The organism is Commensalibacter sp. ESL0382, from assembly GCF_009725775.1.
In the GTDB taxonomy this organism is placed as follows: Bacteria; Pseudomonadota; Alphaproteobacteria; order Acetobacterales; family Acetobacteraceae; genus Commensalibacter; species Commensalibacter melissae.
Window position 1 is genome coordinate 23,239 of the sequence record NZ_WNII01000005.1, and the last position, 26,679, is coordinate 49,917.

Annotated in this window: 30 protein-coding genes and 1 tRNA gene; 18 read left to right on the forward strand and 13 right to left on the reverse strand. The window is 38.5% G+C overall.

What is annotated here, in order from left to right:
• The first annotated feature begins 95 nt into the window (after positions 1-95).
• Complete coding sequence (locus GM552_RS01090; protein WP_155564910.1) at positions 96-653, forward strand: DUF4385 domain-containing protein; 558 nt, start codon at positions 96-98, stop codon at positions 651-653.
• A gap of 72 nt (positions 654-725) precedes the next feature.
• Here the strand turns inward: GM552_RS01090 and GM552_RS09015 are convergent, their stop codons facing one another.
• The 8 genes from GM552_RS09015 to GM552_RS01130 all read right to left on the reverse strand — a co-directional run bounded on the left by GM552_RS09015 (position 726) and on the right by GM552_RS01130 (position 4,877).
• Positions 726-941, reverse strand: coding sequence for a M48 family metallopeptidase (locus tag GM552_RS09015; RefSeq protein WP_110439560.1), 216 nt, complete (start codon positions 939-941; stop codon positions 726-728).
• A 1-nt stretch (position 942) separates the two neighbouring features.
• Entirely contained in the window at positions 943-1,404 is a 462-nt protein-coding gene (locus GM552_RS01100; RefSeq protein ID WP_196424821.1) for a YgjP-like metallopeptidase domain-containing protein, read from the reverse strand.
• Between the two features lie 44 nt (positions 1,405-1,448).
• Positions 1,449-1,523, reverse strand: a tRNA-Gln gene (locus tag GM552_RS01105).
• A gap of 72 nt (positions 1,524-1,595) precedes the next feature.
• Positions 1,596-2,240, reverse strand: coding sequence for a TetR/AcrR family transcriptional regulator (locus GM552_RS01110; RefSeq protein ID WP_155564911.1), 645 nt, complete (start codon positions 2,238-2,240; stop codon positions 1,596-1,598).
• 23 nt (positions 2,241-2,263) lie between these two features.
• Complete coding sequence (gene proC, locus GM552_RS01115) at positions 2,264-3,061, reverse strand: pyrroline-5-carboxylate reductase (RefSeq protein WP_155564912.1); 798 nt, start codon at positions 3,059-3,061, stop codon at positions 2,264-2,266.
• A 166-nt stretch (positions 3,062-3,227) separates the two neighbouring features.
• Positions 3,228-4,124, reverse strand: a complete 897-nt coding sequence (locus tag GM552_RS01120; protein ID WP_155564913.1) for an arginase family protein — start codon at positions 4,122-4,124, stop codon at positions 3,228-3,230.
• 81 nt (positions 4,125-4,205) lie between these two features.
• The gene (locus GM552_RS01125) at positions 4,206-4,538 is read right to left on the reverse strand and encodes a tRNA-binding protein (protein WP_155564914.1); all 333 of its coding nucleotides are present in this window, start codon (positions 4,536-4,538) and stop codon (positions 4,206-4,208) included.
• 69 nt (positions 4,539-4,607) lie between these two features.
• A complete protein-coding gene (locus GM552_RS01130) occupies positions 4,608-4,877 on the reverse strand; it encodes an accessory factor UbiK family protein (RefSeq protein WP_122122936.1) in 270 nt (89 codons plus the stop codon).
• 118 nt (positions 4,878-4,995) lie between these two features.
• Between GM552_RS01130 and rfaD the strand changes: the two genes are divergently transcribed.
• From rfaD to GM552_RS01165, 7 genes are all read left to right on the forward strand, one after another.
• Entirely contained in the window at positions 4,996-5,979 is a 984-nt protein-coding gene (gene rfaD, locus GM552_RS01135) for an ADP-glyceromanno-heptose 6-epimerase (protein ID WP_155564915.1), read from the forward strand.
• A 30-nt stretch (positions 5,980-6,009) separates the two neighbouring features.
• Positions 6,010-6,837, forward strand: a complete 828-nt coding sequence (gene lgt, locus GM552_RS01140) for a prolipoprotein diacylglyceryl transferase (protein WP_155564916.1) — start codon at positions 6,010-6,012, stop codon at positions 6,835-6,837.
• 8 nt (positions 6,838-6,845) lie between these two features.
• Entirely contained in the window at positions 6,846-7,859 is a 1,014-nt protein-coding gene (locus GM552_RS01145; RefSeq protein ID WP_155564917.1) for a class I SAM-dependent methyltransferase, read from the forward strand.
• A 63-nt stretch (positions 7,860-7,922) separates the two neighbouring features.
• Positions 7,923-8,699: a peptidoglycan editing factor PgeF gene (gene pgeF / locus GM552_RS01150; RefSeq protein WP_155564918.1), complete on the forward strand. Its 777-nt coding sequence runs from the start codon at positions 7,923-7,925 to the stop codon at positions 8,697-8,699.
• A gap of 14 nt (positions 8,700-8,713) precedes the next feature.
• On the forward strand, positions 8,714-9,688 hold the full coding sequence (locus GM552_RS01155; protein ID WP_155564919.1) for a hypothetical protein: 975 nt from the start codon (positions 8,714-8,716) through the stop codon (positions 9,686-9,688).
• A gap of 55 nt (positions 9,689-9,743) precedes the next feature.
• On the forward strand, positions 9,744-10,679 hold the full coding sequence (locus tag GM552_RS01160) for a ribose-phosphate pyrophosphokinase (protein ID WP_110439573.1): 936 nt from the start codon (positions 9,744-9,746) through the stop codon (positions 10,677-10,679).
• A gap of 21 nt (positions 10,680-10,700) precedes the next feature.
• Complete coding sequence (locus GM552_RS01165) at positions 10,701-11,315, forward strand: histidine phosphatase family protein (RefSeq protein WP_155564920.1); 615 nt, start codon at positions 10,701-10,703, stop codon at positions 11,313-11,315.
• Positions 11,316-11,367: 52 nt separating this feature from the next.
• Here GM552_RS01165 and GM552_RS01170 read toward each other — a convergent pair whose 3' ends face one another.
• Together GM552_RS01170 and GM552_RS01175 are read right to left on the reverse strand one after the other, a co-directional pair.
• Positions 11,368-12,312: an alpha/beta hydrolase gene (locus GM552_RS01170; protein ID WP_155564921.1), complete on the reverse strand. Its 945-nt coding sequence runs from the start codon at positions 12,310-12,312 to the stop codon at positions 11,368-11,370.
• 42 nt (positions 12,313-12,354) lie between these two features.
• Complete coding sequence (locus GM552_RS01175) at positions 12,355-14,502, reverse strand: TonB-dependent siderophore receptor (RefSeq protein ID WP_155564922.1); 2,148 nt, start codon at positions 14,500-14,502, stop codon at positions 12,355-12,357.
• 204 nt (positions 14,503-14,706) lie between these two features.
• On the opposite strand from GM552_RS01175, the gene GM552_RS01180 reads away from it, so the two are divergent.
• From GM552_RS01180 to GM552_RS01210, 7 genes are read left to right on the forward strand one after another with little or no spacing between them, the layout of a single operon-like run.
• Positions 14,707-15,354 (forward strand): 50S ribosomal protein L25/general stress protein Ctc, encoded by a 648-nt coding sequence (locus GM552_RS01180; protein WP_255412384.1) that lies wholly within the window; start codon positions 14,707-14,709, stop codon positions 15,352-15,354.
• 19 nt (positions 15,355-15,373) lie between these two features.
• Complete coding sequence (pth, locus tag GM552_RS01185) at positions 15,374-15,946, forward strand: aminoacyl-tRNA hydrolase (protein WP_155564923.1); 573 nt, start codon at positions 15,374-15,376, stop codon at positions 15,944-15,946.
• An 8-nt stretch (positions 15,947-15,954) separates the two neighbouring features.
• On the forward strand, positions 15,955-17,049 hold the full coding sequence (ychF, locus tag GM552_RS01190) for a redox-regulated ATPase YchF (protein ID WP_155564924.1): 1,095 nt from the start codon (positions 15,955-15,957) through the stop codon (positions 17,047-17,049).
• A 44-nt stretch (positions 17,050-17,093) separates the two neighbouring features.
• Complete coding sequence (locus GM552_RS01195) at positions 17,094-18,362, forward strand: glutamate-5-semialdehyde dehydrogenase (protein WP_370533576.1); 1,269 nt, start codon at positions 17,094-17,096, stop codon at positions 18,360-18,362.
• The gene (locus GM552_RS01200) at positions 18,359-18,967 is read left to right on the forward strand and encodes a nicotinate-nucleotide adenylyltransferase (protein WP_155564925.1); all 609 of its coding nucleotides are present in this window, start codon (positions 18,359-18,361) and stop codon (positions 18,965-18,967) included. Before GM552_RS01195 ends, GM552_RS01200 begins: the two co-directional genes overlap by 4 nt.
• A gap of 41 nt (positions 18,968-19,008) precedes the next feature.
• Positions 19,009-19,437, forward strand: coding sequence for a ribosome silencing factor (gene rsfS, locus GM552_RS01205; RefSeq protein ID WP_110439582.1), 429 nt, complete (start codon positions 19,009-19,011; stop codon positions 19,435-19,437).
• A gap of 7 nt (positions 19,438-19,444) precedes the next feature.
• A complete protein-coding gene (locus GM552_RS01210; protein ID WP_155564926.1) occupies positions 19,445-19,903 on the forward strand; it encodes a 23S rRNA (pseudouridine(1915)-N(3))-methyltransferase RlmH in 459 nt (152 codons plus the stop codon).
• 1 nt (position 19,904) lies between these two features.
• Here the strand turns inward: GM552_RS01210 and GM552_RS01215 are convergent, their stop codons facing one another.
• On the reverse strand, positions 19,905-20,666 hold the full coding sequence (locus tag GM552_RS01215; protein ID WP_155564927.1) for a CHAP domain-containing protein: 762 nt from the start codon (positions 20,664-20,666) through the stop codon (positions 19,905-19,907).
• 263 nt (positions 20,667-20,929) lie between these two features.
• Between GM552_RS01215 and GM552_RS01220 the strand changes: the two genes are divergently transcribed.
• Together GM552_RS01220 and GM552_RS01225 are read left to right on the forward strand one after the other, a co-directional pair.
• Positions 20,930-21,592 (forward strand): MBL fold metallo-hydrolase, encoded by a 663-nt coding sequence (locus tag GM552_RS01220; protein WP_155564928.1) that lies wholly within the window; start codon positions 20,930-20,932, stop codon positions 21,590-21,592.
• A gap of 81 nt (positions 21,593-21,673) precedes the next feature.
• Positions 21,674-22,153 carry a DUF192 domain-containing protein gene (locus tag GM552_RS01225; protein WP_155564935.1) on the forward strand — a complete coding sequence of 160 codons (480 nt, stop codon included), beginning with the start codon at positions 21,674-21,676 and terminating at the stop codon, positions 22,151-22,153.
• Positions 22,154-22,241: 88 nt separating this feature from the next.
• On the opposite strand, the gene dps is transcribed toward GM552_RS01225, so the two are convergent.
• The gene (dps, locus tag GM552_RS01230) at positions 22,242-22,760 is read right to left on the reverse strand and encodes a DNA starvation/stationary phase protection protein Dps (protein ID WP_155564929.1); all 519 of its coding nucleotides are present in this window, start codon (positions 22,758-22,760) and stop codon (positions 22,242-22,244) included.
• A 234-nt stretch (positions 22,761-22,994) separates the two neighbouring features.
• Here dps and GM552_RS01235 point away from each other — a divergent pair, with 234 nt between their 5' ends.
• Positions 22,995-23,954 carry an SDR family NAD(P)-dependent oxidoreductase gene (locus GM552_RS01235; RefSeq protein ID WP_370533577.1) on the forward strand — a complete coding sequence of 320 codons (960 nt, stop codon included), beginning with the start codon at positions 22,995-22,997 and terminating at the stop codon, positions 23,952-23,954.
• 52 nt (positions 23,955-24,006) lie between these two features.
• Here GM552_RS01235 and GM552_RS01240 read toward each other — a convergent pair whose 3' ends face one another.
• Positions 24,007-26,283, reverse strand: coding sequence for a Hint domain-containing protein (locus GM552_RS01240; RefSeq protein ID WP_155564931.1), 2,277 nt, complete (start codon positions 26,281-26,283; stop codon positions 24,007-24,009).
• Positions 26,284-26,679 lie beyond the last annotated feature (396 nt).

Here is a 26,679-nt window from a genome sequence, read left to right on the forward strand (position 1 = left end):
ACAAATAAGACAATTTAGGTTTATAGTCCTAATAAATCTATAAGCCAAAACATATAATGGTTGTTTTTTAATGATGCAGAATTTGGGTGGAATAAATGAACAAAAGAAGTGATTTGATTCCATGTTGTAAAAATCGTGTCGTTTCGTCCAGTTTTGATTACTCCTTGAATTTTGGAAAAATAGATTTTCGCAAACATCCTGAATATTATCGCATTGGCAAGGGAGAGCAAGGAGTATTGCTGGTCGAGCCATACAAGTCAGAAATATTGCCTTATTGGCAATTTGCGACTGTTGAAAAGGCAAGGGAAAGCAGTGAAAAGATATATCAATTATTTTTGCAGTATTTGAAACAAGAAGATTTTGTTGGGGCTGATATGGCGCGTAAATTTCTGCAGATGGGTTATACGCGTGCCCGACGTTATGCTAATCATAAAGGTGGCAAAAAATATAATGGATTTGTTCCCAAAGATAAAAAGGGTTTGAGTGGATCTTATGGTCGTCAGGAGTTACCCAAAGGTTTTGAGGATCCGATTAAGGCAAAAGCGGCATCAGTTTTTAAACAGAAATGGAAACAGGCAAGAGAACATTCAAAATATAAAAGTTTGAAAGAGAATTTTGTAAAAAAAGTTTCAAAAACAGCGGTCAATAATTAAGGTATTATAAAGGTTTTTTGCTCTTTTCCAAGAATATAACCATTTTGTTTTAAGTAGGTATACCAATATTTTTCAATTTGGCATAATCATGGTAACTATTTGGTAAATTTTTTTACTGTGGTTAAATTCAGCTGCATGGCACAGCTCATGGAGGATAACATAATCAATGGCGGCGGGATTTGCCTTGATTAGATGTTGAGTTAAGGTAATGATCACATTATTTTTTTGATTATAACTACCCCATTGATTTTTCAATTCGTAACAAAGGTGGTTTATTTTGCCAATCAATTCAACAAATTCTTGATTTTAAAAGGGAAAGACGTTCAGAAAAAACCTTTAAAGCCTCAAATTTATACCAGTTTTGAAGCATGCTATAGATTCTTGACGGAAAATTCTCTCGAACTGTTATTGCAATATGATGATCAATTAACTGGATAGTTTGTGCCTGATTGGTTATTTTAAGAATTTTTAAAGGATAAAGGTGTCCTAAATAAAGATGTTTTTCATGATTGATATACTGGTAATGGGATTCTTGAAATATAGGATTGGTGTAAATCCAGTTCTTATGATAATCCAGAATTTCAAGAACACGCTGATGGGAAACAGATGGATGAGCCTTTATTTTGATAATTTTATCTGTAGTGATTTCAAGGGTAATTCTGTTCCTATTATGATTATGAGTTAGATGAAGCTGACAGTTGAATTTTTGATTTTTACAAGAAAAATCAAAATGTTTGACAGGATAATCCAAAATAAAACAGATTTTGAAGGGGACAATTATATCATAATACAAGATGGCTGGGGTGGGAGGATTCGAACCTCCGCATGGCGGAATCAAAATCCGCTGCCTTACCGCTTGGCTACACCCCAAGGTTTGTTAAAGCATCTTTTAAAGGAGTTATTAGGTTTCGTAAAGAGGAAAAATAAAAAAATTTTTAAAATTTATTGTTGGTTTCCATCTTTATCTGAATAATAGGAATTATCCACTTGATTCTTCTTTTTTCCATTTTGATCTGTTACAGTTCTTTGAACACAATAACGAGCAAATTTCCCAGCTTTTTTAAAGCTTTTATCTAATGAAGCCATGGTTTGGGATAAATCTGAGCTTTCATCTTTTAACCAGATACGCATATTTAGCGCCCAAATGGCTGTCAGCCCCTTTATACAAGTAATTCCACGTAGGCCGCTTGTGTTGATTTCCGCTGCTTCAGCTAGCCATTTCATACTGTTTTGAATGGCTATCTGTAGAAGAAATGCTAATGGAGGGTTAAGGGGTAAGGAATGAATTGCAGAAATCAAACCTTGTCGATATTGTTGGAACGTATCAAACCGTTCCATAAAAAGATCGAATAAATATTCAGGAACGGGTTGATGCTGGTAGGATTGTTTCAATGCAGCCTGATCGGCGAGACGGTTCAGATAAAGTAAAAGGGAGGATTTGCAAGGGAATAATTTTCGTGCCATATCAAGCGAAACATTACAGCGTCGTGCCGCGTCACTTAATGACATGGCGTTCCATCCTTGTTCTGCCGCCAGATCCATGGAATTTTTTAAAATACGGTGGCGTATTTCTTCATCAGACATCATCAATCTCCTATATTGCTTTTATTTTATGAAGATAAAGCTCTGGAACGATCTGCAGCTGCCTGCAGGGCCTTAGAAAGAATATGGGGCCATGCATCGGGTTGAATTAGAACATTAACAGCTTGTTCTGTTATCCCGTTAGGGGTCGCAACATTTTTTCTTAGTGTTTCCGCCTCTTCCGGGGAATGATTCAATAATGCGGCAGAGCCAATTACGGTTTGTCTGGCTAAAAGACGTGCCAGGTCTTCTGACAATCCTTTCTCTTGTCCTATCTTTTGCAACAATTCCGCTAATAGGAATATATAGGCGGGCCCACATCCAGCAATTGCTGTGGCGATGTCAATTTCCTGTTCTGTATCAAGCCATGCGGTTTTACCAATGGCATTAAACAATCGTTCTGCAATTTGTTTTTGATCCGATTGCGTTTGGGAGTTGGCAATCATGCTGGTCATACCTAATCCTAATTCTGAAGGGGTATTAGGCATAACTCTGATAATAGACTGATGATCTCCGAATTGTTGTTGTAACCAGGCAAGCGTTTTCCCGCCAAGAACGGAAATAACAGGTATATTTTTACACCATGGTTTTAAATGGGGGATAAGTTCGGCAGCTTGATCCGGTTTGACGGCAAGTACAACAGCTTCTGGTTGAAACGTTTTTGGAACATCCTGAATAGTATGTGCCAATTGATGTGGAGTAACTAGATCGAAATCATGTCGATTAACAATGAAAGAATGATTCAAGCCTTTTTTTATCCAGCCTTTTAACATGGCTTTCCCCATATGCCCGCAGCCAATCATTAAAAGGGAGGGAAGTGATGACATAATGAATTCCTCGATCAATAGTGAATAAAATAGGATTGTTTTTTGTATATGATTGTAAGAATTCTAACATAAAAATGTCCAATATAAAAATATTTGTACATTGTCAGAAAAAGCATATGTATTTAACAAAAATTAGTATTAAATAATTAGTATAAACTTTAATATTTTATTTCATGAAAGAAAATTGTCCCATCATTTTTTTTAAGTTAAGTGCGTCCCAAGGCATGTGTTCTGCAAAAGTTATTCCGGCTATATCCGTTATGAGGGAAACATCCTGGATGATTTTGCTCAATTGGGGGATGGTCATTTCTCCTTTTACGTTATTAAAGGTTTGTGGTGAGATGGGATTATTTGAAAATTGCGAATAAAAAGATCGGGGATTAAGGACATCAACGTCCACATGTATTGCAAGATGCTCAAAATTGTTTTTTCTAATCCATGCCAAAATGGCTTGATTATCTGGGGTAAGATCAGGACTGGCAATGGTTTGCAATCCTAAATCATGTACAATTTTTTTTTCATAGGCATTGTTATAATTATGAATGCCAATGATTAAAACCTGGTTGGCTTTAAAAGGTAATCTGACTTCATTTGCAAGATATGGATCACCTTTTCCCAATAAATTTCCCAAAACCATTGCATGTTCTCGATCAAAATGTTTGGGGGTGGAAATATCGGGATGGGAATCAATCCATAACAACCCTATTTTTCCGTTATAATGTCTATTGAGATAGGCAAAAGGCGCCTGGCTAACAATACAAGTACCGCCGAATGTAATAATCCGATCAGGTTCGTGTTCATCTATAATTTTTTGCGTTGCTTTTAATTGATGAATAATGACATCTTGCCAAACAACACCATTTTCCCTGGTTCTTTGTTGTTGATGATAAGGTTCAATGGGAACTTCAACAATCGGGGATGTATTATTTTGGGGAGCTAAGAAAGCTAACAGACGAGCTCCTAGGGGGTAGATCTCGCCGGAGGGTTGATTGTCATAATCTCCACTTTGCCATTCTGGAATTAGAAGTCTTAGGGTTTTGCAATGTTCAGTTTTATAAATCATAATTATTTTTCTTGTCTGAAAATTCAATGGAATTAAATTATTGAGCAAAAAGGAATTATGGATCAACAAGATAGCTAGAATTCAAGTTATTTTTGTACCGTTAGGCACGGGGCGTTCCACGGTTGTAATAACGATTCCATCTTCTGTTTCAAAACCTGTTAGTAAGAATTGCGAACGAAAAGGACCAATTTGTTTTTCAGGAAAATTAATAATTCCTATAATTTGTTTATGAATTAAATCCTCGGGCTGGTAGAGTTTAACCAGTTGAGCGCTTGTTTTAAGCTTGCCATAGTGTCCAAAATCAACCCATATTTTATAGGCGGGTTTACGGGCTTCAGGAAATTTTTCTATTTTTATAATAGTTCCAATTACCATTAAAATTTTTTCAAAATCTTCCCATTCTATTAAATCCATCAATAAAATTTCCCTGGATTGATCAATATAAAAGGGGTTTGAAATATCCCCCTGTTAAAATATTTACGATTAAATATTTGCTTTTTTTTCTAATTCTGCGATTTTTTCCTCAAGTTTTTTGACATGTTCTTCTAACTTTTCTTGAGCGGCACGGGTACGGCTGGCAATTTCTGTAACAATTTCAAATTCATCACGTCTGACCAGTTGAAGGGTTGACAAAACCTCATCAACCCGTCCCTTGACAATGGCAGCAATCTCTTCCTTGATACCACTGAAAACAGAAAATACACTGCCAGAAGCATGAGAGGCATCGTCAAATATTTTTTTTGGATTAGGCATGATTTTTCCTTATTATTATTTCAAAATTAGTAAATTAGTATAAGTTAATCTAATACGTTATCAAAGTTATAATATAGCATGTTTTTTTTAATTTATAATTTATGTGTATGAAAACAATATGATTATTATCACTGGTGCAACAGGGTTTATCGGTTCTTGTTTACAGGCCAGACTCTATGATTTGAAAGAGAAGACGGTTGTAATTGACTGGTTGGGGGATGAGGGAAAATGGCGCAATATTGCAAATCATGTGCCAACAGATTTAATTTTTCCTGAATATATTGATGATTTTCTGGTGCAGCATTGCAAAGTAATAAGGGCTGTCATTCATTTGGGTGCAATTAGTGAAACAACGGCCCGTGATGGGGATCTGGTTTGGAAAACCAATGTCAATTTGTCAAAAAAATTATGGCATTGGTGCGCTTTGAATCAGGTAAGATTCATTTATGCTTCATCTGCCGCAACCTATGGGGGAGCCAATCAGCTGGAGGAATTTACAGATGAACCCAACCATATTGCAGATTTAAAACCCTTGAATTTGTATGGGTGGTCCAAACAGGTTTTTGATCGATTTGTATTGGAACAGGTTAGGAATCATCAACCTGTCCCCCCGCAATGGGCCGGATTAAAATTTTTTAATGTATATGGACCAAATGAATATCACAAGGGCAAGATGATTTCAGTTGTAAAGGTCAAATTTGATGATATTCAGAAGGGAGGTGTTCCCCGTTTATTCAAGTCTGATCGCGATGGTTTGACAGACGGTGCCCAGGCCCGTGATTTTATTTGGGTTGGGGATGTTATTGAAATTATTTTATGGCTTTTAAACAATCCCGATGTAAATGGAATATATAATTGTGGTACCGGACAAGCTAGAACCTATCTTGATTTGGCATATGCCGTCTGTGATGCGGTTGGCTGTAAAAGAGAGGTTGAATTTATAGATATGCCCCAGAGTTTGCAGGGACAATATCAATATTTTACCCAAGCTGACATGACACGTTTGAAAGTTGCCGGATATCAACGGGCATTTACCTCATTGGAAGAAGGTATTTCAAAATATATTCAGGGTTATCTTTTACGGCCAGACCCTTATTTATAAGGTCATATTTTTTAATGAAAGACAGGTTTTATGTCATCTCCCTTGTATTATCCTAATTTTGATCCTGTTATGTTGCATATCGGCCCCTTATCGATACGTTGGTACGCTATGGCCTATATAGCAGCATTGCTTGCCGGTTGGTTTTTGGTAAGACGATTGGTTCAAAGGGAACCCGTGGTTGCAACTGTTACACAAGTTGATGATTTTTTAACTTGGGCGACGTTGGGCGTTATTTTGGGGGGACGTTTGGGATATGTTTGCTTTTATCAGCCTGCTTATTATTTAACGCATCCATTACAGATCATCCAGGTATGGCATGGAGGAATGTCCTTTCATGGTGGTGCTTTGGGGGTTATATTCGCCTTAATAATATTCACCCGTTATAACCGTTTAAGTTTTCTTGGTTTTTCTGATCGTGTCACAACCGTAGTGCCTATGGGACTAGGATTTGGAAGATTGGCAAATTTTATTAATGGGGAGCTAGTGGGTCGTGAAGCTCCGGACTGGCTACCCTGGCGTATGATTTATCCCGGTGTTGAAGGTGCAAGACATCCATCTGAATTATATGAATGTTTTTCAGAAGGTGTGTTGCTATTTTTTATTATGCTTTGTTTGATTCAATGTAAAGCCATTCGAGAGCGGCCAGGATTTCTTTCCGGTGTGTTTCTATTGGGGTATGCCATGGCACGAAGTGTTTGTGAGTTGTTTCGTGAGCCAGATGCTTTTTTGGGTTACTTTGCTTTTGGTTTGACGATGGGGCAAATTTTATGTATCCCAATGGCGATTGCCGGGATATATTTCATTTGGCAGTCTTATCAATTGCCGAAATTGCAAAATTTGACAGTTTCTGAAAAGTAAAGGCAGAAATGAAGAATTGTTCAGAAATGCGATTGGATCAATTTATGGAAAAGGCAAATGCCGCCTATTATGAAAAAAGGGATCCATTTTCTGATTTTATTACTGCACCTGAAATTTCACAGATTTTTGGTGAATTGATCGCGGTTTGGATCATTACGGTTATTCGGTCTATGCCCAAACCAGACAAATTGGCAATCGTGGAGGCCGGGCCGGGCCGGGGGACGCTCATGATGGATATTTTAAGAGTTTTATTCCGTTCGGCTCCTGATATCTGCCAATATTGTAAGGTTTTTCTGATTGAAACCTCGTCGCGTTTACGTCAAATTCAAGAAAATACATTGAAAAATTATGAAATTGAAATTCAATGGCTTGATTCTGTTTATGATATCCCGACTTTACCCCTGATTATGGTGGCGAATGAATTTCTTGACGCTTTACCTATTCGTCAGTTTATTTACAGGGGCGGAAAAAAATGGGATGAGAATTATGTTTCCCAAGGAAATGTGTTTCATAAACCCATATTCCAATTGCCTTTTTCACCTGTATTCCAGCGCCCTATAAAGGTTGGTGACACTGTAGAGGTAAATGAAGCTGGACAGGATATTGTACAATATGTTTCAGCACATATCTGTCATTATGGGGGGGCGGCTTTATTTATTGATTATGGGTATTCTTCCCAGGTTTGGGGAGACAGTTTACAGGCAATTGCAAACCGAGAAAAAGTCTCTCCTTTTGTTCCGCCCGGAGAGGCTGATCTAACCGCTCATATAGATTTTCCTTCCTTGAAAGAAATTGCAGAAAAACAGAATGTGACTGTTTACGGGATACAAACACAAGGTGCTTTTTTAAAGCAGCTTGGCATACTGATAAGGGAAAAAATCTTATTGGATCATGTACCGATAGAACAACGAAATGAAATTCGGTCTTCTGTACAACGTTTGATTGACCCTACAGAAATGGGGGATTTGTTTAAAGTTATGGCAATTTGTAACGCTGAGTTATGTGCTCCACCGGGTTTTTAGGAAAACACACTATACTTTTTTATATTTCAAAAACAAGGCTAATTTAAAAGGGTTATAAATTTCATGAACTGTAAACCATTGGCCATTCAGCATTCCTTATTGTCGAATATTGTTCGGCATGGTTTTTTTACAAGAATAGGTGGGGTTTCTCAAGGAGAATATACTTCGTTAAATTGTGGTTTGAAATCAGGTGATAACCCTCATTTAATTATGGAGAACCGTAAAATTGTTGCTGAGTATATGAAGGTATCCCCGAATTATTTGTGGGGAGGGTTACAGATTCACAGCAATAAAGTTTTATGGATTACAAAATCGAATTGTATACCTGTTGAGGGGGATGGAGCCGTGACGACCGATCCTGATATTGCTATTAGTGTTGTTACAGCTGACTGTGCCCCTGTATTATTTAGTACAAAAACTGGTGATATTGTTGGGGCAGCCCATGCAGGCTGGCGGGGCGCAGCATGTGGAATTTTAGAAAATGTCGTGGATCAAATGGAGGCTTTGGGTGCGGATAGACAGGATATCATTGCTGTTGTAGGACCCTGTATTGCCGTGACACATTATGAAGTGCGGGAAGACATGCGTAATGAGGTTTTGAGACAGGATCCAGATGGAAGAGTTTTTTTTACCCCCGTTCGTGAAGGATATTATTTGTTTGATTTGGGTCGTTATTGTGTTGACCGGTTAAGACGTAAACATGTGGGTATTGCGGCTATAACAGGAAGGGATACATTTATGGATACCACTCATTTTTTTAGTAATCGTAGACGTGTCATGGAACGGAAAGCGGTGTTAGGACATCAAATTTCAACAATTGCCTGCCGTCAATATTCGTAAGGGAAATCATAAAGATGCAATTTAAAAGTTCAAAGTCTTTTAAGATTGGATTCAGTTTTTTAGGTGTTTTATCTTTAATAGGTTGCATCCAGGTTCCACATCCATTTGAAAAAAACAAAACCACATCATTGACGACACCTCCTCCGTCAAGGTTAATTGTTCCACCACCTTCTAATTCAATGTTAAATGATAAAAACGCCCAGGGATTTGCCGAGGAAATGGCAAAGGCAATGTTGGGACAGACGGTTCCCGCAGTTGCACGACCTGCTCAAAAGGGGGACTGGATTTTATTGACCAAGGTGAGATCAGAAGAAGATATGATTATTCCTTCTTTTACAATTATTGCCCCTAATGGAAAAGTCGAAGCGGTGAGAAAAGGAATGCCCGTTTCAAAAAAGGATTGGATAAGTGGACAGCAAAGCATTTTTCATGATGTTTCAGAACAATCTGCGCCAATAATCAATCAGGTATTGACAGGATTACAAGCTCGGCAGATGGCGGCTGATCCACATAGTTTAAAACATCGGGCAGCCAAAATTTATTTCAAGGGTGTTTTTGGGGCTCCTGGAGACGGAAATAAAATTATTGCTCAGCAATTTGCTATTTCGTTTGCGGACAAGGCAAATGCTATTCAATATAAACCTGACCAGGCAGATTATACTGTGGATTGTCATGTCAGTGTAACAGATGGTGCGCAGGGGACACGTGGTAATCCGGTACAACATGTTGAAATTATTTGGCGGGTGACCGATAGCAAGGGAAAAGAGGCGGGTAAAGTTTCACAAATCAATGATGTTCCTGCGCATCGTCTTGATCACTATTGGGGTGATATTGGCTCTGCGGTTGGAGAAGAGGCTGCTGGTGGGGTTAGGCAGGTCATCACTAATTATTCTGGTCGTGATAATCAGCCTTTGCCTGCAAATAATGCAAAAGAGTCCGCTTCTTCTAATGCACCAGAATTGAAAAATATTCAGATGCAACATAAATAATATGTTTTTTATGGTATAGATCGTTTTAACTGGTTCTGTGTGTTGGAGTTCGTTGATGAAAATTATTGCAGGGAATAGTAACCGTCCATTGGCAGAGGCGATTGCGGCAGAGTTGAAAATGCCTTTATGTGATGCGTCCGTACAACGTTTTTCGGACAAGGAAGTTTTTGTGGAAATCTACGAAAATGTAAGGGGTGAAGATATTTTTGCTGTACAAAGCACGAGTTATCCAACCAATGATAATCTTATGGAATTATTGATTATGTTGGATGCCTTGCGTAGAGGGTCTGCACGACGAATTACAGCTGTTATGCCCTATTTTGGCTATGCCCGGCAAGATCGCAAATCGGGTCCAAGAACGCCCATAAGCGCGAAGCTTGTTGCCAATCTTTTGGTTGAAGCAGGAGCGAATCGTATTTTAACACTCGATTTGCATGCAGGACAGATTCAGGGTTTTTTTGATATTCCTGTAGATAATTTATATGCGGCACCTCTATTCACACGTGATATTAAACACAAACATGCTGGTAAATCGAATTTAATGGTTGTTTCTCCTGACGTTGGCGGAGTTGTAAGAGCACGTCAATTGGCAAAAAGACTTGATGTTGATTTGGCAATTATTGATAAGAGACGTGAGCGTGCCGGTGTTTCCGAGGTTATGAATGTTATTGGTCGCGTTAAGGGACGTCACTGTCTATTGGTCGATGACATTATCGATAGTGGCGGTTCACTTTGTAATGCGGCACAAGCTTTGATGGATGCGGGGGCAACTGGAATTGACGCATATGTGACTCATGGGGTTTTATCCGGCAGTGCCGCACAACGTGTTGAAGATTCGGTTATTGGAGAGTTAGTCATCACCGACAGTATTAAAATGACAGATGCAGTGCGTTCCGTTCGTAAAATTCGTCAGATTAGTTTGAATAATTTGATTGGTCGGGCCATTCGTGCCGTAGCGGATGAAAGCTCCGTTTCTTCTTTATTTGATTAATTATTTGAAAGGTATATCGTTATGTCTCCTTTACTGCATCGGCCCTACTGGTATCTTCGTCATGGGCAAACAGATTGGAATGTATTAAATCTGTCTCAGGGTAGAACAGATATACCTTTGAATAATACCGGCATTAAACAGGCCATAACCGCAGGGAATGCGTTGGCTAGAAACTGGAACAATTTAGAATTATCCATTACTCAGATTATAAGTTCACCTCTTGGAAGGGCAAGACGTACAGCAGATATTGTGAAATCAATCATTCATGACAAAGTTGGTGTCCAATTACCATTGGAATTGGATGATGGGCTCAAGGAGGTGTGTTTTGGTGAAGAGGAGCAAAAACCTATGGGACCATGGTATGACAAATGGATTTCAGGTGAATTTACGCCAAAAGGTGCCGAGCCTTTTCATGTTTTATGTAAAAGGATTAGCGACGCTGTAAACCGTTCTATACTGAAAGCTGGTGATGGTCATGTTTTGATTATTGCGCATGGAGGTGTTTTTCGTTCCTTGCGTTATATGATGGGATTAAAACCTAATGTAAGATTGGCCAATGCACAACCTTTATGTGCTTGTCCTCCCTTTCAGGGAGGTAAGTCCTGGTCTTTGGATCCTGTTTCTCTGGAAGCCTGATAGAGTTGGACTGGAAAGGGTGATACAATTTTTTCTTTCCTGGATAGGGTATTTATTGTGCAAATGATCGAAAGATGATTGCAACGGCTCGCCCGATTGACGCGGGAATTACACTTTGATGATCTTCATTTTCAAATTCTGTGCATGTTGTTGAAAGATCATCTATTTTTTTAAATGTTTCACAAGCTGCCAGAATACGAGAAACTTGCTGTTTTCTAAGAAGCTGTTGTTTTATTTTTGCGACTTGAGGAATTGATTGCCAATAATCAGGAAATTTCTGTTCATACTCTCCAACGGATAAGGATAGGGTTGGATGTAGTTTATGAACGTCAAGACTGGATTTAAAAGATTGGGTATGCTTGTCAATAATGCTTGGATCAAGCCATAAAGAAGGACTTGCGGCTATATAAATCTGATAGGAATCTGGATGATAGATAAGATTATATATTGTAAATAATCCACCAAAAGAGTGACCGAAGATGGCTTGTTTATGGTGATTAATTTTAAGATGTTTATCCAGTAGGGGTTTCAGATCATCTTGGATGAAATGATAAAAATAATCAGCCCCTCCAGTTTTGTATAAAATGGGGATCAAGGTATTTTGCGGTGGTGTTAAATCATAAGTTCGCAATTTAAGAATATTTTGATCTGGAGGATAGCCAATTCCAACAAGAACAGCATGATTTTTATGGATGTTATCCGGACGCTTTTCATAGGATCTTATTGCTTCGCGAACCGTGTCAAAAATACTGTTGGCATCTGTGATATAAATGATTGGATAACCATCTTCTGGGGGTGGTTCTTTTGGAATAGAGGCAAAAATCTTATAAATTTGTGATGTTTTTTTATTTTGCAGGTTAAAAGTGATGGTATCGTTGATTGTTAAGGGTTCGGTGGAAAGGCCAGCAAGGGGAGAATTACTGTTAATTGCCTTTACCGGACTGAATAACAGGAAATTCAGACAGACTAGTGTCAGATAGAACCAGAGGCGTATCATAAGATTATATCCATTATATTATTTGATAATGAAAAGAACATATTACCATTGTGCTCTTACCTGTCCCATTATAACGCGACGTGTTCCATAAAAACAGTTAACTTTTGATGCGCAAGCAACAACATATTTTTTATCAGCAATATTGGTTATATTCAGCTGTAATAAGGTGCTGTTAATTGTGGGAAAGCTGTTTTTAAGGTCATAATGTACCTGCATATCACCAATGACAAAGCTTGGGACCTTAAAACTGTTGGCATTATCCCCGAATGTATAACCATTGTAACGAATGCCACCGCCAATTCCAACACCCTTGAACATACTCTGTTGCAGATCATATGTTATCCATCCAGAAACCAGATTGGCAGGAGCTCCCAAAGGGCGGTTACCGATATTGTTTTTATTTGTGTCCGCACGGATCTGGATATCATTGTAGGCATAGCTGGCGATAAGATTCAGTCCCGGCAATAATATAGCGCGAGCTTCCAATTCAAAGCCGCGGGATCGTGTTCTGCCAGTCTGAATATTGTAGGTTGTATGTTCCGGATCGGTTGTGGTTACATTTTCTTGTGAAATGGTATAGGCAGAACCTGTCACCATGATATTGTTATTAGGCTGGTATTTGATCCCGACTTCATATTGATCTCCCTTAGTAGGTTTAAAAGCCTTACCTGCAAAGGTTGTCCCGGGTGTAGGCATGAAAGAGGTGGAATAGGAGAAATAGGGTGAAATTCCATTTTGAAAATTGTAAACAATACCGCCGCGATAGGTTACAGCTCGATCAAAATTAGAGGCTGATTTTCCGCCATATTTGAAATTGGTCGAGGTGCCGACCCAGTCATATCGCCCACCCATAATAAACGACCAGTTTCTATAATTTGCTTGATCTTGAATGTAAACACCCAACTGGTTCTGGGATTGTGTTCCGTATGAAGTGATTAGGGGTGTAAAACGTGCGCCATAAACAGGATTGAACAAATCAAGGCTTGGAATGGCCGTATTGCCCAAGGCACGTTTGGAATCTGCAAGCAGATAATCAATTCCTGTAATCAGTATATGTTTTACATTCCCTGTATCAACATGAAACTGAAGGTTACTGTCGATATTATAACTGTTCAAATGTTCATTTGATATTGTCGCCATTCTTGATACAGTTGCCTGATCACTGGCAAGTCCCTTGATAGAAATGGATCGGAAATCTGAATCAAGATGCAGGTATCTGAATTTCTGATTGAATTGAATAAAATCCGTAAAATCATGGGTTAGATTGTATTCAAACATATATTGAGAACGATGATACTGATCAAAACCAGGTTCACTGGTGTTAAGATGTGTTGAAATCTTTCCATGTCGATTTGGCAGAACTGTACCTGACGCGGGAAGTGCGATACCATAAAGGCTATTTGGATCATACTGATATAAGAACCGCATGGATACAGAAGTATCATCAGTGGCTTGCCAACTGATCTGGGGCATAATGGCGATATGGCGTTCCTTGGCAAAATCAACCTGTGTATCTCCATACCGTCCCACAGCTGTTACCCTATAGGAAAGTGTCTTGTCTTTGTTTAAAGAACCGCCAGCATCACCCATAATGTCTCCATAATTAAAGGAGGCACCACTTGCCCTCATTTCATAAGAGTCTACGGGACGTGCTTGTTTCATGGTCATATTTACAAAACCGCCTGGGCTGGCCTGTCCATAAAGTACGGAGGCGGGTCCGCGCAGGACTTCAACGCTTTGCATTAAATATTCATCAAAGGAAGGAACGGCATATGACATGCCACGTAAAAGACGAAGACCATCAAGGAACTGGACATAATTGGCATTTCCCCCAAATCCTCCAAACCCTCTTAAATAGATACTATCAAACCGTCCGCCTGGCCGACTTCCTGCAGAAATACCCGCACTATATGCAAGTGCATCCGAAACGGTCCTGGCATTTTGGTCATCCATCTGTTTGCGGGTGATGACGGTAATGGATTGGGGAACTTTTCTTAATGGACTGTTTGTCTTGGTAGCAACATCAGAATTGGTTTCAACGAATGGATTGTAATTGCGTTTGCCAACGACGGTTATTTTTTCATTATCCTTGTTTTCTTGATCTTCCTTGGAATAGGCTATTGGGTCTGCAAAAATTGTTGTAGAAACGATTAATAAAGAGAATGTTACGGTAAAATGATTAAATCGCATAGATCAGATTTTCTTGCATAATTTGAGAATGATTGTAATTATTATTTTCAACAAGAAAGAAAATCAATTTGTATTTTACTTAAAATCTTCAATTAATTTAGAAAGATATTTGCACTTTTCCAGTTTATTAGGTAAAGAGGATAGTGCATCAACACCCCTGGAGGTTGATGTTTCAGTTTTGCCTTATTTACTAGGAGTTATAACGTGGCAAGAAATTTTGTTGAATTAAAAGTATCGATGCGTGCGAAGGCTGGTAAGGGGGCAGCGCGCGCAACCCGTCGTGAGGGACTGGTCCCTGCTGTTGTATATGGTGGCAAATCAGAACCAGCCATGATTGCCCTTGATCCGCGTCTTGTTATGCGTGAATTGGGAAAATCAGGATGGCGCTCTCAACTGTATCAATTAATGGTTGATGATAAGAGAACAGTTGCCTTGATGCGTGCCGTGCAATTACATCCCGTAACCGATCGACCATTACATGTAGATTTCCAACGTATGGTTGCTGGTCAGCATATTCGCGTTGAAATTCCGGTCACTTTTGAAGGTGAAGAAATCGCCCCTGGTGTAAAACGTGGCGGTGTTGTAAATATCGTTCAACATTCTGTTGAAGTAAACTGTGACGTTGAACATATTCCAGAAGCCTTTATTGCCGATCTTTCCAAATTGGATATTCACGATAATATTCGTTGGTCTGATTTAAAAGGCGCGGATAAAGTTACGCATACAAATCAGCATGAAGAAGATTTTGTAATTGCAACTATTGCGCCGCCAACCGTTGCAGTTGAAACAAGTGAAGAAACCTCGGAAGAAACATCTGAAGAAAAAACGGCCGAAGTTTCTACTGAAGAATAGTTTAACGAAAGAATAGATCATGTTACTGTGGGCTGGGCTTGGAAATCCCGAGCCTGGGATGCAGGCAAATCGTCATAATATCGGTTTTATGGCGATAGATCGAATTGCTGAACGTCATGGATTTTCTCCATGGCGTAAGCGGTTTAAGGGCGAAATTGCCGAAGGTATTATAAAGGGTGAAAAAATCCTTTTACTAAAACCTATGACCTATATGAATCTTTCTGGTGAAAGTATTCAGCCTTGTATCGCTTTTTATAAAATTCCACTTGATAACCTTTTTGTATTTCATGATGAAATGGATTTGGTCCCTGCCAAGATACGGATTAAAAAAGGGGGAGGGGCGGCTGGTCATAATGGTTTGCGTTCTACGGATAAAATGCTTGGCAGTCAGGACTATTGGCGTGTGCGCTTGGGAATAGGGCATCCAGAAGACAGATCTCAAGTTGTACGTTATGTCTTGGGAGATTTTTCAAAACAGGATAGGGAATGGCTTGATCCATTTATTGATGCAGTTGCGGAAAAGGCATCATTGTTAACTGAACGAAAAATGGACGCTTATCTATCCAAAGTGGCTTTATTGTTAAAAGGATAAAAAAAGATATGGGGTTTAATTGTGGTATTGTTGGATTGCCTAATGTTGGAAAATCAACATTATTTAATGCGTTAACGGCAACGGTTGCCGCTCAATCGGCGAATTATCCATTTTGCACCATTGAACCTAATGTTGGACGGGTTGCTGTCCCCGACCCGCGTCTGACTATTTTATCAGAAATTACGCATTCTCAAAGAATTATTCCCACAAGCTTGGAATTTGTTGATATTGCAGGTCTGGTTAAGGGAGCTTCACGTGGAGAAGGGCTCGGAAACCAGTTTTTGGCGAATATCCGAGAGGTTGATGCAATTATCCATGTTCTGCGTTGTTTTGAAAACGATGATATCACGCATGTTGAAGGGTCTGTGAATCCTATTCGGGATGCTGAAATTATCGAGACAGAGTTGATGATTGCAGATTTGGAAAGTTTAGAAAAAAGAACGGTTGCTTTACAGAAAAAAGCCAGAGGAAATGATAAAGAGGCTCAGGCCACTCTTGAATTAATTGAACCTTTGATCAAGGCCCTGCAGGATGGTAAGCCGGTTAGGGATGTCATTCCTGTTGGCGAGGAGAAGGCCATCGCCCGATTACAGCTTCTAACGAGCAAACCTGTTTTATATGTGTGTAATGTTAACGAAGAAGCCGTTGCAACTGGGAATGAGTATTCTCGGCAGGTTATTGAAATGGCAAGAAAACAGGGGGCTGAAGTTGTTATTGTTTCTGCTGACATCGAGGCAGAGGTCAGTCAGTTGGGTAAAGAGGATCAGACAGAATTTTTATCGGGTCTGGGTTTGGAAAATAGTGGTCTCGATCGTGTTATTGCTGCAGGATACAGATTGTTAAATCTGATTACCTATTTTACATGTGGTCCAAAAGAAACCCGTGCTTGGACAATTTCAGAAGGAACCAAGGCCCCGCAAGCGGCGGCAGTTATTCACAATGACTTTGAACGGGGATTTATTGCCTGTGAAACGATCGCTTATGATGATTATGTTAAATATAAGGGGGAAGCTGGAGCAAAAGAGGCCGGTAAAGTTCGAATTGAAGGAAAAGACTATATCGTTCATGATGGAGATATTTTATTGTTCAGATTTAATGTATAATCTGCAATAATTTATTTGTTTAAAATTATTAAGGAGTAGGTGGAGTGAATCGTAATTCTACCTTATCTCAATCGAACTCGATCCAACAATTGGCTAGAAAGGTTAAAAAAGCTTCTTATTCATTGGCTCACAGTTCATTTCAACAGCGTAACAAAGCTTTGCTTTGTGCAGCAGAAGCGCTGCGTGCTTCAATGAATGCCATCCTGTCTGTTAATTCCGAGGAAGTGGAGAAAACAGAAGTTGGTGAAGCCTTTAAGGATCGTATGACATTGAATGAAAACCGGTTGGAGGCAATGGCGCAGGGCTTGGAGGCGATTGCGACGTTACCTGATCCTTTAGGAAAAGAGCAGGCTTGCTGGACAAGACCAAATGGACTAGAAATTAGACGAGTTACCGTTCCTCTGGGTGTTATTGGCATGATTTATGAAAGTCGTCCGAATGTTGGTGCTGATGCGGCAGGGATTTGTATCAAATCTGGTAATGGTGTTATATTACGAGGTGGTTCCGAATGCTATCAAACGGCAATTCTAATCCATCAGGCCATGCAAAAGGGTGTTCAGGAGGCCGGCCTTGATCCTGATATAATAGCCATGGCACCGGATAATAATCGTCAACATGTGAAAGACATGTTGCAGGCCGTTGGATTAATTGATGTTTTAATCCCTCGTGGGGGACGATCCCTTGTTGAATTTATTCAGAAAGAGGCCCGTATACCTGTTTTGGCTCATGCAGCTGGATTATGTCACACCTATATACATGGGTTAGCGGATTTCGAGAAAGCACGTGCTGTTTTAATAAATGCAAAAATGCGTCGAACAGGGATTTGTGGTGCCACTGAAACTTTATTGATTGATCAAGCTGTAGCCAGACAATATTTACCTAAATTAGCCGATGATTTAATTGAGTTGGGATGCCGTCTGGTCGGAGACACTATGGCAGTGAAAATTGATTCCCGTATCGGTGTGGCAAAAGAAAATGATTTTGCCACAGAATGGCTGGATTCGGTGTTATCAGTTAAGGTAGTTAAAAATATTTATCAGGCAATTCAGCATATATTAAAATATGGTAGTGGGCATACCGAGGCTATTTTAACCGAGGATAAAGAGGCTGCTCGTTATTTTATGGATCATGTTGAGAGTGCTGTTGTTATGTGGAATGCCTCCACGCAATTTTGTGATGGAGGTGAATTTGGGTTTGGAGCCGAAATTGGCATTGCTACAGGTCGTTTACATGCACGAGGACCTGTTGGAGTTGAACAATTAACAAGTTATCGTTATGAAGTTATTGGAAATGGACAGGTGAGACCTGTATGATATCAATACCGACATGGGGTGATCATAGAAATATAAAGGTTGGATTATTAGGCGGATCCTTTAATCCTGTTCATAGTGGTCATTTACAACTGGCTCGTCGGGCTTTTACAATTTTACAATTGGATCAGGTATGGTTGATGGTATCTCCGGGGAATCCTTTGAAAACCGGAAAAGAAATGGCTTCTTTTTCGGAACGTTTTCAAGGGGTACAAAAATGCGTTGATGGTCGGCATATCATTGCGACAGATATAGAAAGCCGGTTACATACACGGTATAGTTACGATACGTTGAAAAAATTATATCAGCGCTTCCCAAATTGTAAATTTGTTTGGCTGATGGGCGCTGATGGATTGTCACAAATGGTATTCTGGTCAAGATGGCAAAAGATTTTACGGCTCGTGCCTATAGCAATTTTTCCACGCCCTCCTTATATTTATAAGGCTTTAAACGGAAAGGCTGCACAATGGGCCCGCTCATATCGATTGCCCTCACAGAAAGCTTCGGTTTTGGCCAGTTATAAGCCGCCAGCTTGGGTATTTGTTCCATCTCCAGAAAACAAAATTTCAGCCACAGCTTTAAGGGCTCAAGGAAGATCAGGTTTATAACGGTTACATGTAAATATTAAACAATAGAAATAGAGTTATTAATGAATCAAAATAATTTATCGGAAACATTACAACAAAACAGACAACAACATAATATCAATGACAAAACGATTATAGATATCGAAAAATTGCAGAAATGCGTCAATTTGATTATTGAATCTTTGGAAGGAGATAAGGCGGAGAATATTGTTGTCATTGATTTGGTGGGAAAAGCTTCATTTGCAGATCGTATGGTTATTGCAACAGGTATGGTGGATCGCCAGATCATGGCGATGGCTGAACATCTTGACAAGATTTTGTATGAACAGGGAATAAGAAAGATCGCAATAGAAAAAAGCAGTGATTGGGTTTTATTAGATACAGGAGATATTATAGTTCATTTGTTTCGAGCAGAGGCAAGAGAATATTATAATATTGAACGTATTTGGGGGGTTGAAATTCCTGAATTTTCTGAACCTGATCAAGTCTAATTTTTCTATGTTTTCAATTATTGCCATTGGCAAAATGCGGGATAAGGCAGAACTGGATTTATTCAATCGTTATGCCAAACGTATTCGTCCCAGTTTGGATCTAATCGAAATTAATGAAAGCAAAGGTCAGCCTATTGAGACCAAGATAAAGGACGCTCAAAATCTTTTGAAGGCAGTTCCAGAAAAATCCTTGATCATTAGTTTGGATGAGGGTGGAAAAAGTTATAACAGTTTTGATTTTGCAATGCATATGCAAAAGTGTTTGGAATTATCTAAATCAATTTCATTTTTAATTGGCGGGGCAGAGGGATTGCACGCTTCTGCAATCAAGACCTCTCACTCTGTTATTTCCTTGGGAAAGTTAACCTGGCCTCATATGATCGCCAGAATCTTGTTAACTGAACAAATCTACAGGGCTCAAATGATCTTGTCGGGACACCCCTATCACCGACAGGGTCGTCCGTAGGCTATTTTAAAGAGCGGTTAGGGGCGTCAGATCCAAAGAGATCACTGTCAGAAATGTTTGGCGCCAATGCAACTTCAGTTGTTGTTTTTGCTGTAGCGGCGTCAGCTGTCCACGTCCGTATATTTCCTTTTGTATTTTCACGAATAATAGGGTGGGTTGTTTCCTGAGTGGATGGATATATAAATCCATGAGTAGGATAGATACTTCCAAAGGCATTTTTATTGCCATTTAAAGCCACACGAACGGCTGACCAGTCATTGTTTGCGGATACGTCTATGACAGGTGTATTATGACTGATGCCTCTTTGCGCCCAATGAGATTGGTCGATTATGATTGTTCGCGAATCAACCACTTGTTTTACGACGGCAACATGTCCCAGGGGCATTCTTCTGGTTGGACGAAAACTCAAAACACTATTTGCTTCCGGAGTGTTTCCACGTTTATAGACGCCTTCCGCATTATTCCACCAGTCCCTTGCATTTCCCTTCAGCTGAATGTCAGAAGCGGACCGGGCAAAAGCGACACACTGGATGACATGACCATAAGATTTGTGTTTGAATTTATAGGTTCGGGTTCTGAAATGTGAATTTCTTGTATGATGAGTGGCAGAAACCTTGTGAACATTCGCTTTTTTATGGATTCTTTTATGTGTATGATGAACAGGGGAACGTGCCTCGACATTTGTTGACACAGTGTAAAAAGATACAAGGGAAAAAAGTAGAATTTTAATTCTTCTGGGAATAACTGGTTGAATCTTTTCCATTGGAATCCTGGTAGGTTAGGGCTTGGATTTTACGACGAACAAAATTTACTTATACTGATCTGTATATCAAGGGCAATATTAATTTGGGAGTTTTTTATTTTTTTAGAAAAATTTCTCCAAATGTGTTCTGTTATGGTGCAAAATAGCAACGATCGTATGGTTAAGGTTATTATTTGAATATTTATTTATATTTGTATAAAGAATGAATATTGTTGAAGTAACAAGCTATAAATATTGAGGGTGAACACGCTTTGTTTTTAGAAATGTCCAGTTTGAAAATAGAAATTATTCCAGTTACACCCATCTATCAAAATTGTACACTAGTTTGGAACAAGGATAATAATATTGGAGTTGCAATAGATCCGGGTGCATATGTTGATACGATTCTTTCTGCAATTCAAACCAATCATATAGATATACAGGCTATTTTGTTAACGCATGGTCATTTTGATCATGTTGGTGGGGCTATGTTGTTACAGGAAAAACTTGGGCAAATATATAATAGGGCAGTTCCTCTTCTTGGTCCATCAAAAGAGGATTTGTTCTTGTTAAGTAAAGTTGTTGAAAACTGTAACCATTTCGGTTTTCCCACTTCAGAGATTCGAGATGTTAAACCATCGCGTTTTTTAAAGGATAAAGAGCGTTTGACATTTGATGGAATAAATTTTGAAGTTATTCATATTCCTGGTCATACGCCAGGTCATATAGTTTATTTTGAACCTTCTGCACGTTTGTTAATTACCGGAGATACTCTTTTTAAGGGCACGATAGGACGTTCTGATTGGGAATATGGTAATGGAGCTCTGTTGATCAAAAGCATCAAAGAGCGTTTATTAACATTGGGAGATGATATTTACTTTATACCCGGACATGGAATGGGTAGCACCATTGGTGTTGAAAAAAAGACTAATCCATTATTAACTTAAAAATTCAGGATGTCTAAAATGAAAAAATTTTTTTTCCGCTATAGTTCAGTATTAATAGGAATTGTAGGATTATTTACAGGAATGAGCCGGGAGGTTGTTGCAGAAAATCCCGATCATGTAATAAATAAAGCGCAGGCTGAATTGGCAAAAGAACCTCTGACAATTTCCTCTAAAGATGGAAGAAAGCATAGTTTTATAATAGAAGTTGCGAAAACCCCTAAAGAGCAAGAGGTAGGGGAGATGTTTAGAACTTCAATTCCTGAAAATGGCGGAATGTTGTTTATGTGGCCAGCCCCGCAACGTAGCATGATGTGGATGAAAAATACACTTGTTTCCCTGGATATGGTTTTTATTGGTGTAGATCATCATATTCAAGCAATTGCTGAAAATACGGTTCCATATAGTTTGGCTCCTGTCAGTAGCCAGGGTCCGGTCATCGCCACCTTGGAGTTGAAAGGTGGGATAACAGAAAAATTGGGGATCAAGGTAGGGGATGTGGTTGATAGTGCAATTTTTGATAATTCCATATCAAATGAAAAAAAATCTGTACAAAATCAATAATAACAGTTTTAGAAAATAAAAAAATCTGCTGGAAAAAATACCAGCAGATTATAAAACAAATTATGTAAAACAAAATTTCAGATAAAAGCTACTTGGCGTGTAACTTGGATGGATAGGGTTTATGTGCCTCCAGGAACCATAGTTGTTGATCCATTGCACGGGACACCTCGGTAAACAAGTCAGAAGTATCCGCATCACCAGCCTCATCAGCTTCATCAATAGCTTTGCGAAGGGCATTGGCATAGATTGCAAATCGTTCAGAAAGTGCGGTCAGATGGTCATCGACACTGATGATATCTGTTGGATATTCAGCAATGCTTGAATTCTTGGCGATTTCCTGAGTTGTTCCCAAGGCTGTTCCACCGATGGCGGCAATTCTTTCAGCCATTTTATCATTCAGCTCGTTTTGTTCACTGCGGAAATCATCCATCATTTTATGAACGCCTATAAAATTGTGTCCTTTCATATTCCAGTGGGCCTGTTTGGTAATAAGCGCGATATCAAGACCATCCGCAAGACGGGCATTTAATAGTTGGATAACAACGGTTTTAGTATTGGAATGCAAATTATTACGAGTAGGATGTAGCGGGTATTTTGTTTTGGTCATTAGACTATCTCCTAAAATAATTATTTGTAAGAATTATAAAATATTTTAAGTAATGATACAATAATAGTTTATTTTTAATTATGAGTTGTCGATTATATTTAATAATTAATTAATATTTATTTATGGTAAAGTTAAGTTTTTAGAAAATAATTAAGCAGGGCTTCAGACTTGAAGATCTGGGAAAATTCTGATTATAATCCGTTTTTTATAATTTTAAGTGACAAGAGCTCAAAAGTGATTTTTTTGATTACGGGTGCGGCAGGATTTATCGGTTTTCATATTTCAAAAAAATTGTTAGAACGTGGTGAAACTGTTATTGGTTTGGATAATCTTAATGATTACTATTCCATCGGTTTAAAAAATGCTCGATGTGACAGATTAAAAGAATATAAAAATTTTATTTTTCATCAAGTTGATATTTCTGATCAAGAGGCGATAACCTTATTATTCGACAAATATAGAGATATTAATTATATAGTTCATTTAGCCGCACAAGCGGGGGTAAGATATTCCCTGAAAAATCCTTTTGCCTATATCCAGACTAATGTTACAGGACAGTTGGTTATATTAGAGGAAGCACGTAGATTGGAAAAACTGGAGCGCATTTTTTATGCTTCATCTTCTTCTGTCTACGGGTTGAATAAAAAGATTCCTTTCAGTGAAAAAGATCGCGTCGATAAACCGGGTTCGGTTTACGCGGCTTCCAAAAGGTCTGCCGAATTATTGTCCTATAGTTACAGTCATGTTTATGGCCTGAAACAAACGGGATTACGGTTTTTTACAGTATATGGTCCATGGGGTAGACCTGATATGGCATACTATATATTTGCAAGGGCAATTGAACATCAACAGCCAATCACATTATATACAGGGGATAATCTTTCACGTGATTTTACCTACATTGATGATGTAGTGGGTGCATTAACAAGTTTATTTGATTGTTCCACCCTGGAGGATTATGACGTATATAATATCGGGAATAATTGTCAGGAACGGGTTGAAAAACTTATTGTATATTTGGAAAATTATCTTGGTAAGAAAGCATTGATCAATTATGTAACTCGCCCTAATACGGATATTGAGGCGACACTTTCAGATATTGGCAAAATCAAACAAAAAACGGGCTGGTTACCCAAAACAAACCTAAAAAACGGTGTCGAATATTTTGTCAGATGGTTCAAGGGGTATATTTAATATCGATTAAGATTTGGACTGATTATTGTCCAAATCTTAAACTCTAAATAAATCAGGCTATATGTAATTGTTGTTGATACTCTGATTTTTCATTAATATAATAATCATGGGATAGTACTTGGATTATCAATATGCCGGGTTTGTCAGCTTTGCCATTGTCAATATTTATTACAGCATTACCATTAGTCCAGCGAGCATTGGCATTTTCCCATGTATGCCAGCCATCCAAGGTATGAGAGGAGAGGTGCTCTGTTAGGGAGAATGCTTGGTTTTTACGCAAAAGCGTCACATTTCCAATTAAAACACCGAGTATGCGACGGTCATCAATGTAGGGACCGATAACCCGGTTTGGGCAGCTCGCACGAGAAACTAAACGTACATATACGGTGTCTGGTGGAATCTTAAAAGCAACATATCCTTCTTTTTGATATAGTTTGGTCAAAGTTGTTCCAGTATTGGTTACCAGGCGCAATGCACTGTCATTGGTGATGCTTTTTTCAGGCAGTTCAATTTTATAACCTAAATCTTTAGCCCTATTCATTAACTGACTGAAAATAGGCTCAACCAATTCCTTTGTTGTTCCCAAGGGAGCTGCTGAATCAATATTCCAGCTTTTTCCCCGATTGATAATGCTGATCACTTTTTGGTCGTGATTGAATACGGAGCGATGTCCTGTATCCAGATAGCTTTCAGTCAGAGCGCCATCAGCTTTGATGATTGCGTGTTCTTCAGTTTCAATGTGATAATAGGTATATTCTTTAATTGAATGATCATAAAAGATGGTGGATCCATTAATCAGCATGCGAACCGGAATGAAATGATTCTTAAAGAACATGCAATGTTCGGCTGTAATCAACATATCCTTAAAAGGAACACCATCAGTGATCGCATTTTTGATAATACGTACAGGATATCCGGCATTCTCGTCATTAAGGGTTGTTTTGACTTTGATTGTACGATGACCTACCCAAATAACAGGAGACGGTTTTTCTTTACCGTCAAGATAGGTGATTATTTGGTCCCCCTCTTTAATATGTTCAACGGCTATTAAACCTTTAGGGCTGGCTATCATTGTGCCTTCCAAGAAACAAGGATCGGAATTGTCCTGGTTGTTGATTATACCACCGTTTACCAATACCTGGTATGTTCCGGCACCCTTGTCAACACCAACATAAGATCCATCAAAAACACCCCCTTGTGTTAAATCGACAACTCGGTTCTGACCGTTCGAATCTGATGCGCAAAAAGGAGCGGTGGCAGACTGATAGAAAAAATCATGCTTAGTAACAGAGCCTTTTGCGCCATTGTAATTTATGGAATAAAAGGTGTTATTTTCTGTTACTGCGCCAACGTGATTATTAATGGTGCTGTTTGATAATATGGAATCTTTAAGAGTCCCATAATTGTTAATAGTGGAATCAGCTGATCTTGTATTTATTGTTACCCTGAGATGTTCAACAATAGCTCCTTTATTGATGGTCAAGGAATTAATGTCCACAAGATTGATAGGGCCTTCAACGATAATTTTCGTGATATTATTTGTATAAACTGTTCTTCCAGTATCCGGATCCAGGCTTGCAACCCAGTCTCCACCGATAAAAACAGGATTTTCATTCAATCTTACCAATGTTTGGTTTATATTATTTATATAATTATTTTTTACATCTATATTTCCAAATTCTGTACCGCCATTTAATGTGAAATTACCAACCGTTGGTTCACCTTTGATAATAGGATTTATTATTTTGGCATTATTCAGTAAATTGAACCCACTGACAATGCCATTGTCAGGTGTAAAATGATAGGCACCATTCGCAGAGATAAGATGTGAATCATAAATCTGCCCGTTATTATATCCACCAAAAGTATCATTTTTTGAAATGCCTTGGATACCCTTGCATATGTCTGCCATATTTATTGATGTATACGTGTTGTTTTGAGATAAACCACCATCTTCAATATTTAACCAGGCGTTATAAACATTTGAATTTTGAAGTATTCCACCATTTTGAATGTCAACGGTTGGCCATTGCCCATCACTGGTAATTACTATCAAATCAGTGGCAACCGCACCATTCTCTACAATTAATTTACCTCCAGATATATTGATGGGTCCTTCATAAATACCATCAGGTGCGCCAAAACAAGTATCAGCACCGGTGACTTTGTACATGGTTTTTCCGGTTGCCTGGTCATAATAAGCATGAATTGTCGCATTGACGAAGGTGGTATTCTGGTTATGAATGGTTACCATTCTACGAGTAATATGATAATTTCTATCTTGTATAATTTCTTCCTCTATTTTTGAGGATTTATTATTGTCTGCCATTATATATTAATTCTTTCTAAAATGTTTCGAAACAATTTCTGCAATATCGTTGCAGTTTATTTAATATTTATAATTCTTTATAAGTAATATTTACGTATTTATAACATTTTGTAAACAGAATAATAATTATTAAAGGCATATATATTTAAAAAAACATGGTTACTTTATAAAAGGCTTGGCATTTATTTGATTCTGTAAGTGTAGTTTCTTATAACATTATGAATATTAATAAAATTTTTAAAAAAATAATTTAATAAAATTGAGAGTTACGGAATCGGAGATTTGGATGTTTTGTTGGCTGGGTTATGGTTATTTAAGGTGTAAGGTATTGATAACCTATTATTTTTGTTATTGGCGAGATTTTTTTGGATAATTTTGAGAGAAATCGGTTGACTG

Excerpts from the sequence above, each read along its gene's own strand:
- GM552_RS01165 (WP_155564920.1), top strand. The coding sequence starts at position 10,701 with ATGTCTCCTTTACTGCATCGGCCCTACTGGTATCTTCGTCATGGGCAA.
- GM552_RS01145 (WP_155564917.1), top strand. The coding sequence starts at position 6,846 with ATGAAGAATTGTTCAGAAATGCGATTGGATCAATTTATGGAAAAGGCA.
- pgeF (WP_155564918.1), top strand. The coding sequence starts at position 7,923 with ATGAACTGTAAACCATTGGCCATTCAGCATTCCTTATTGTCGAATATT.
- lgt (WP_155564916.1), top strand. The coding sequence starts at position 6,010 with ATGTCATCTCCCTTGTATTATCCTAATTTTGATCCTGTTATGTTGCAT.
- GM552_RS01110 (WP_155564911.1), bottom strand. The coding sequence starts at position 2,240 with ATGATGTCTGATGAAGAAATACGCCACCGTATTTTAAAAAATTCCATG.
- pth (WP_155564923.1), top strand. The coding sequence starts at position 15,374 with ATGTTACTGTGGGCTGGGCTTGGAAATCCCGAGCCTGGGATGCAGGCA.
- GM552_RS01120 (WP_155564913.1), bottom strand. The coding sequence starts at position 4,124 with ATGATTTATAAAACTGAACATTGCAAAACCCTAAGACTTCTAATTCCA.
- GM552_RS01155 (WP_155564919.1), top strand. The coding sequence starts at position 8,714 with ATGCAATTTAAAAGTTCAAAGTCTTTTAAGATTGGATTCAGTTTTTTA.
- rsfS (WP_110439582.1), top strand. The coding sequence starts at position 19,009 with ATGAATCAAAATAATTTATCGGAAACATTACAACAAAACAGACAACAA.
- GM552_RS01240 (WP_155564931.1), bottom strand. The coding sequence starts at position 26,283 with ATGGCAGACAATAATAAATCCTCAAAAATAGAGGAAGAAATTATACAA.
- GM552_RS01210 (WP_155564926.1), top strand. The coding sequence starts at position 19,445 with ATGTTTTCAATTATTGCCATTGGCAAAATGCGGGATAAGGCAGAACTG.
- GM552_RS01125 (WP_155564914.1), bottom strand. The coding sequence starts at position 4,538 with ATGGATTTAATAGAATGGGAAGATTTTGAAAAAATTTTAATGGTAATT.
- GM552_RS01160 (WP_110439573.1), top strand. The coding sequence starts at position 9,744 with ATGAAAATTATTGCAGGGAATAGTAACCGTCCATTGGCAGAGGCGATT.
- GM552_RS01175 (WP_155564922.1), bottom strand. The coding sequence starts at position 14,502 with ATGCGATTTAATCATTTTACCGTAACATTCTCTTTATTAATCGTTTCT.
- rfaD (WP_155564915.1), top strand. The coding sequence starts at position 4,996 with ATGATTATTATCACTGGTGCAACAGGGTTTATCGGTTCTTGTTTACAG.
- GM552_RS01090 (WP_155564910.1), top strand. The coding sequence starts at position 96 with ATGAACAAAAGAAGTGATTTGATTCCATGTTGTAAAAATCGTGTCGTT.
- GM552_RS01225 (WP_155564935.1), top strand. The coding sequence starts at position 21,674 with ATGAGCCGGGAGGTTGTTGCAGAAAATCCCGATCATGTAATAAATAAA.
- ychF (WP_155564924.1), top strand. The coding sequence starts at position 15,955 with ATGGGGTTTAATTGTGGTATTGTTGGATTGCCTAATGTTGGAAAATCA.
- GM552_RS01130 (WP_122122936.1), bottom strand. The coding sequence starts at position 4,877 with ATGCCTAATCCAAAAAAAATATTTGACGATGCCTCTCATGCTTCTGGC.
- dps (WP_155564929.1), bottom strand. The coding sequence starts at position 22,760 with ATGACCAAAACAAAATACCCGCTACATCCTACTCGTAATAATTTGCAT.
- proC (WP_155564912.1), bottom strand. The coding sequence starts at position 3,061 with ATGTCATCACTTCCCTCCCTTTTAATGATTGGCTGCGGGCATATGGGG.
- GM552_RS01215 (WP_155564927.1), bottom strand. The coding sequence starts at position 20,666 with ATGGAAAAGATTCAACCAGTTATTCCCAGAAGAATTAAAATTCTACTT.
- GM552_RS01170 (WP_155564921.1), bottom strand. The coding sequence starts at position 12,312 with ATGATACGCCTCTGGTTCTATCTGACACTAGTCTGTCTGAATTTCCTG.
- GM552_RS01220 (WP_155564928.1), top strand. The coding sequence starts at position 20,930 with ATGTCCAGTTTGAAAATAGAAATTATTCCAGTTACACCCATCTATCAA.
- GM552_RS01200 (WP_155564925.1), top strand. The coding sequence starts at position 18,359 with ATGATATCAATACCGACATGGGGTGATCATAGAAATATAAAGGTTGGA.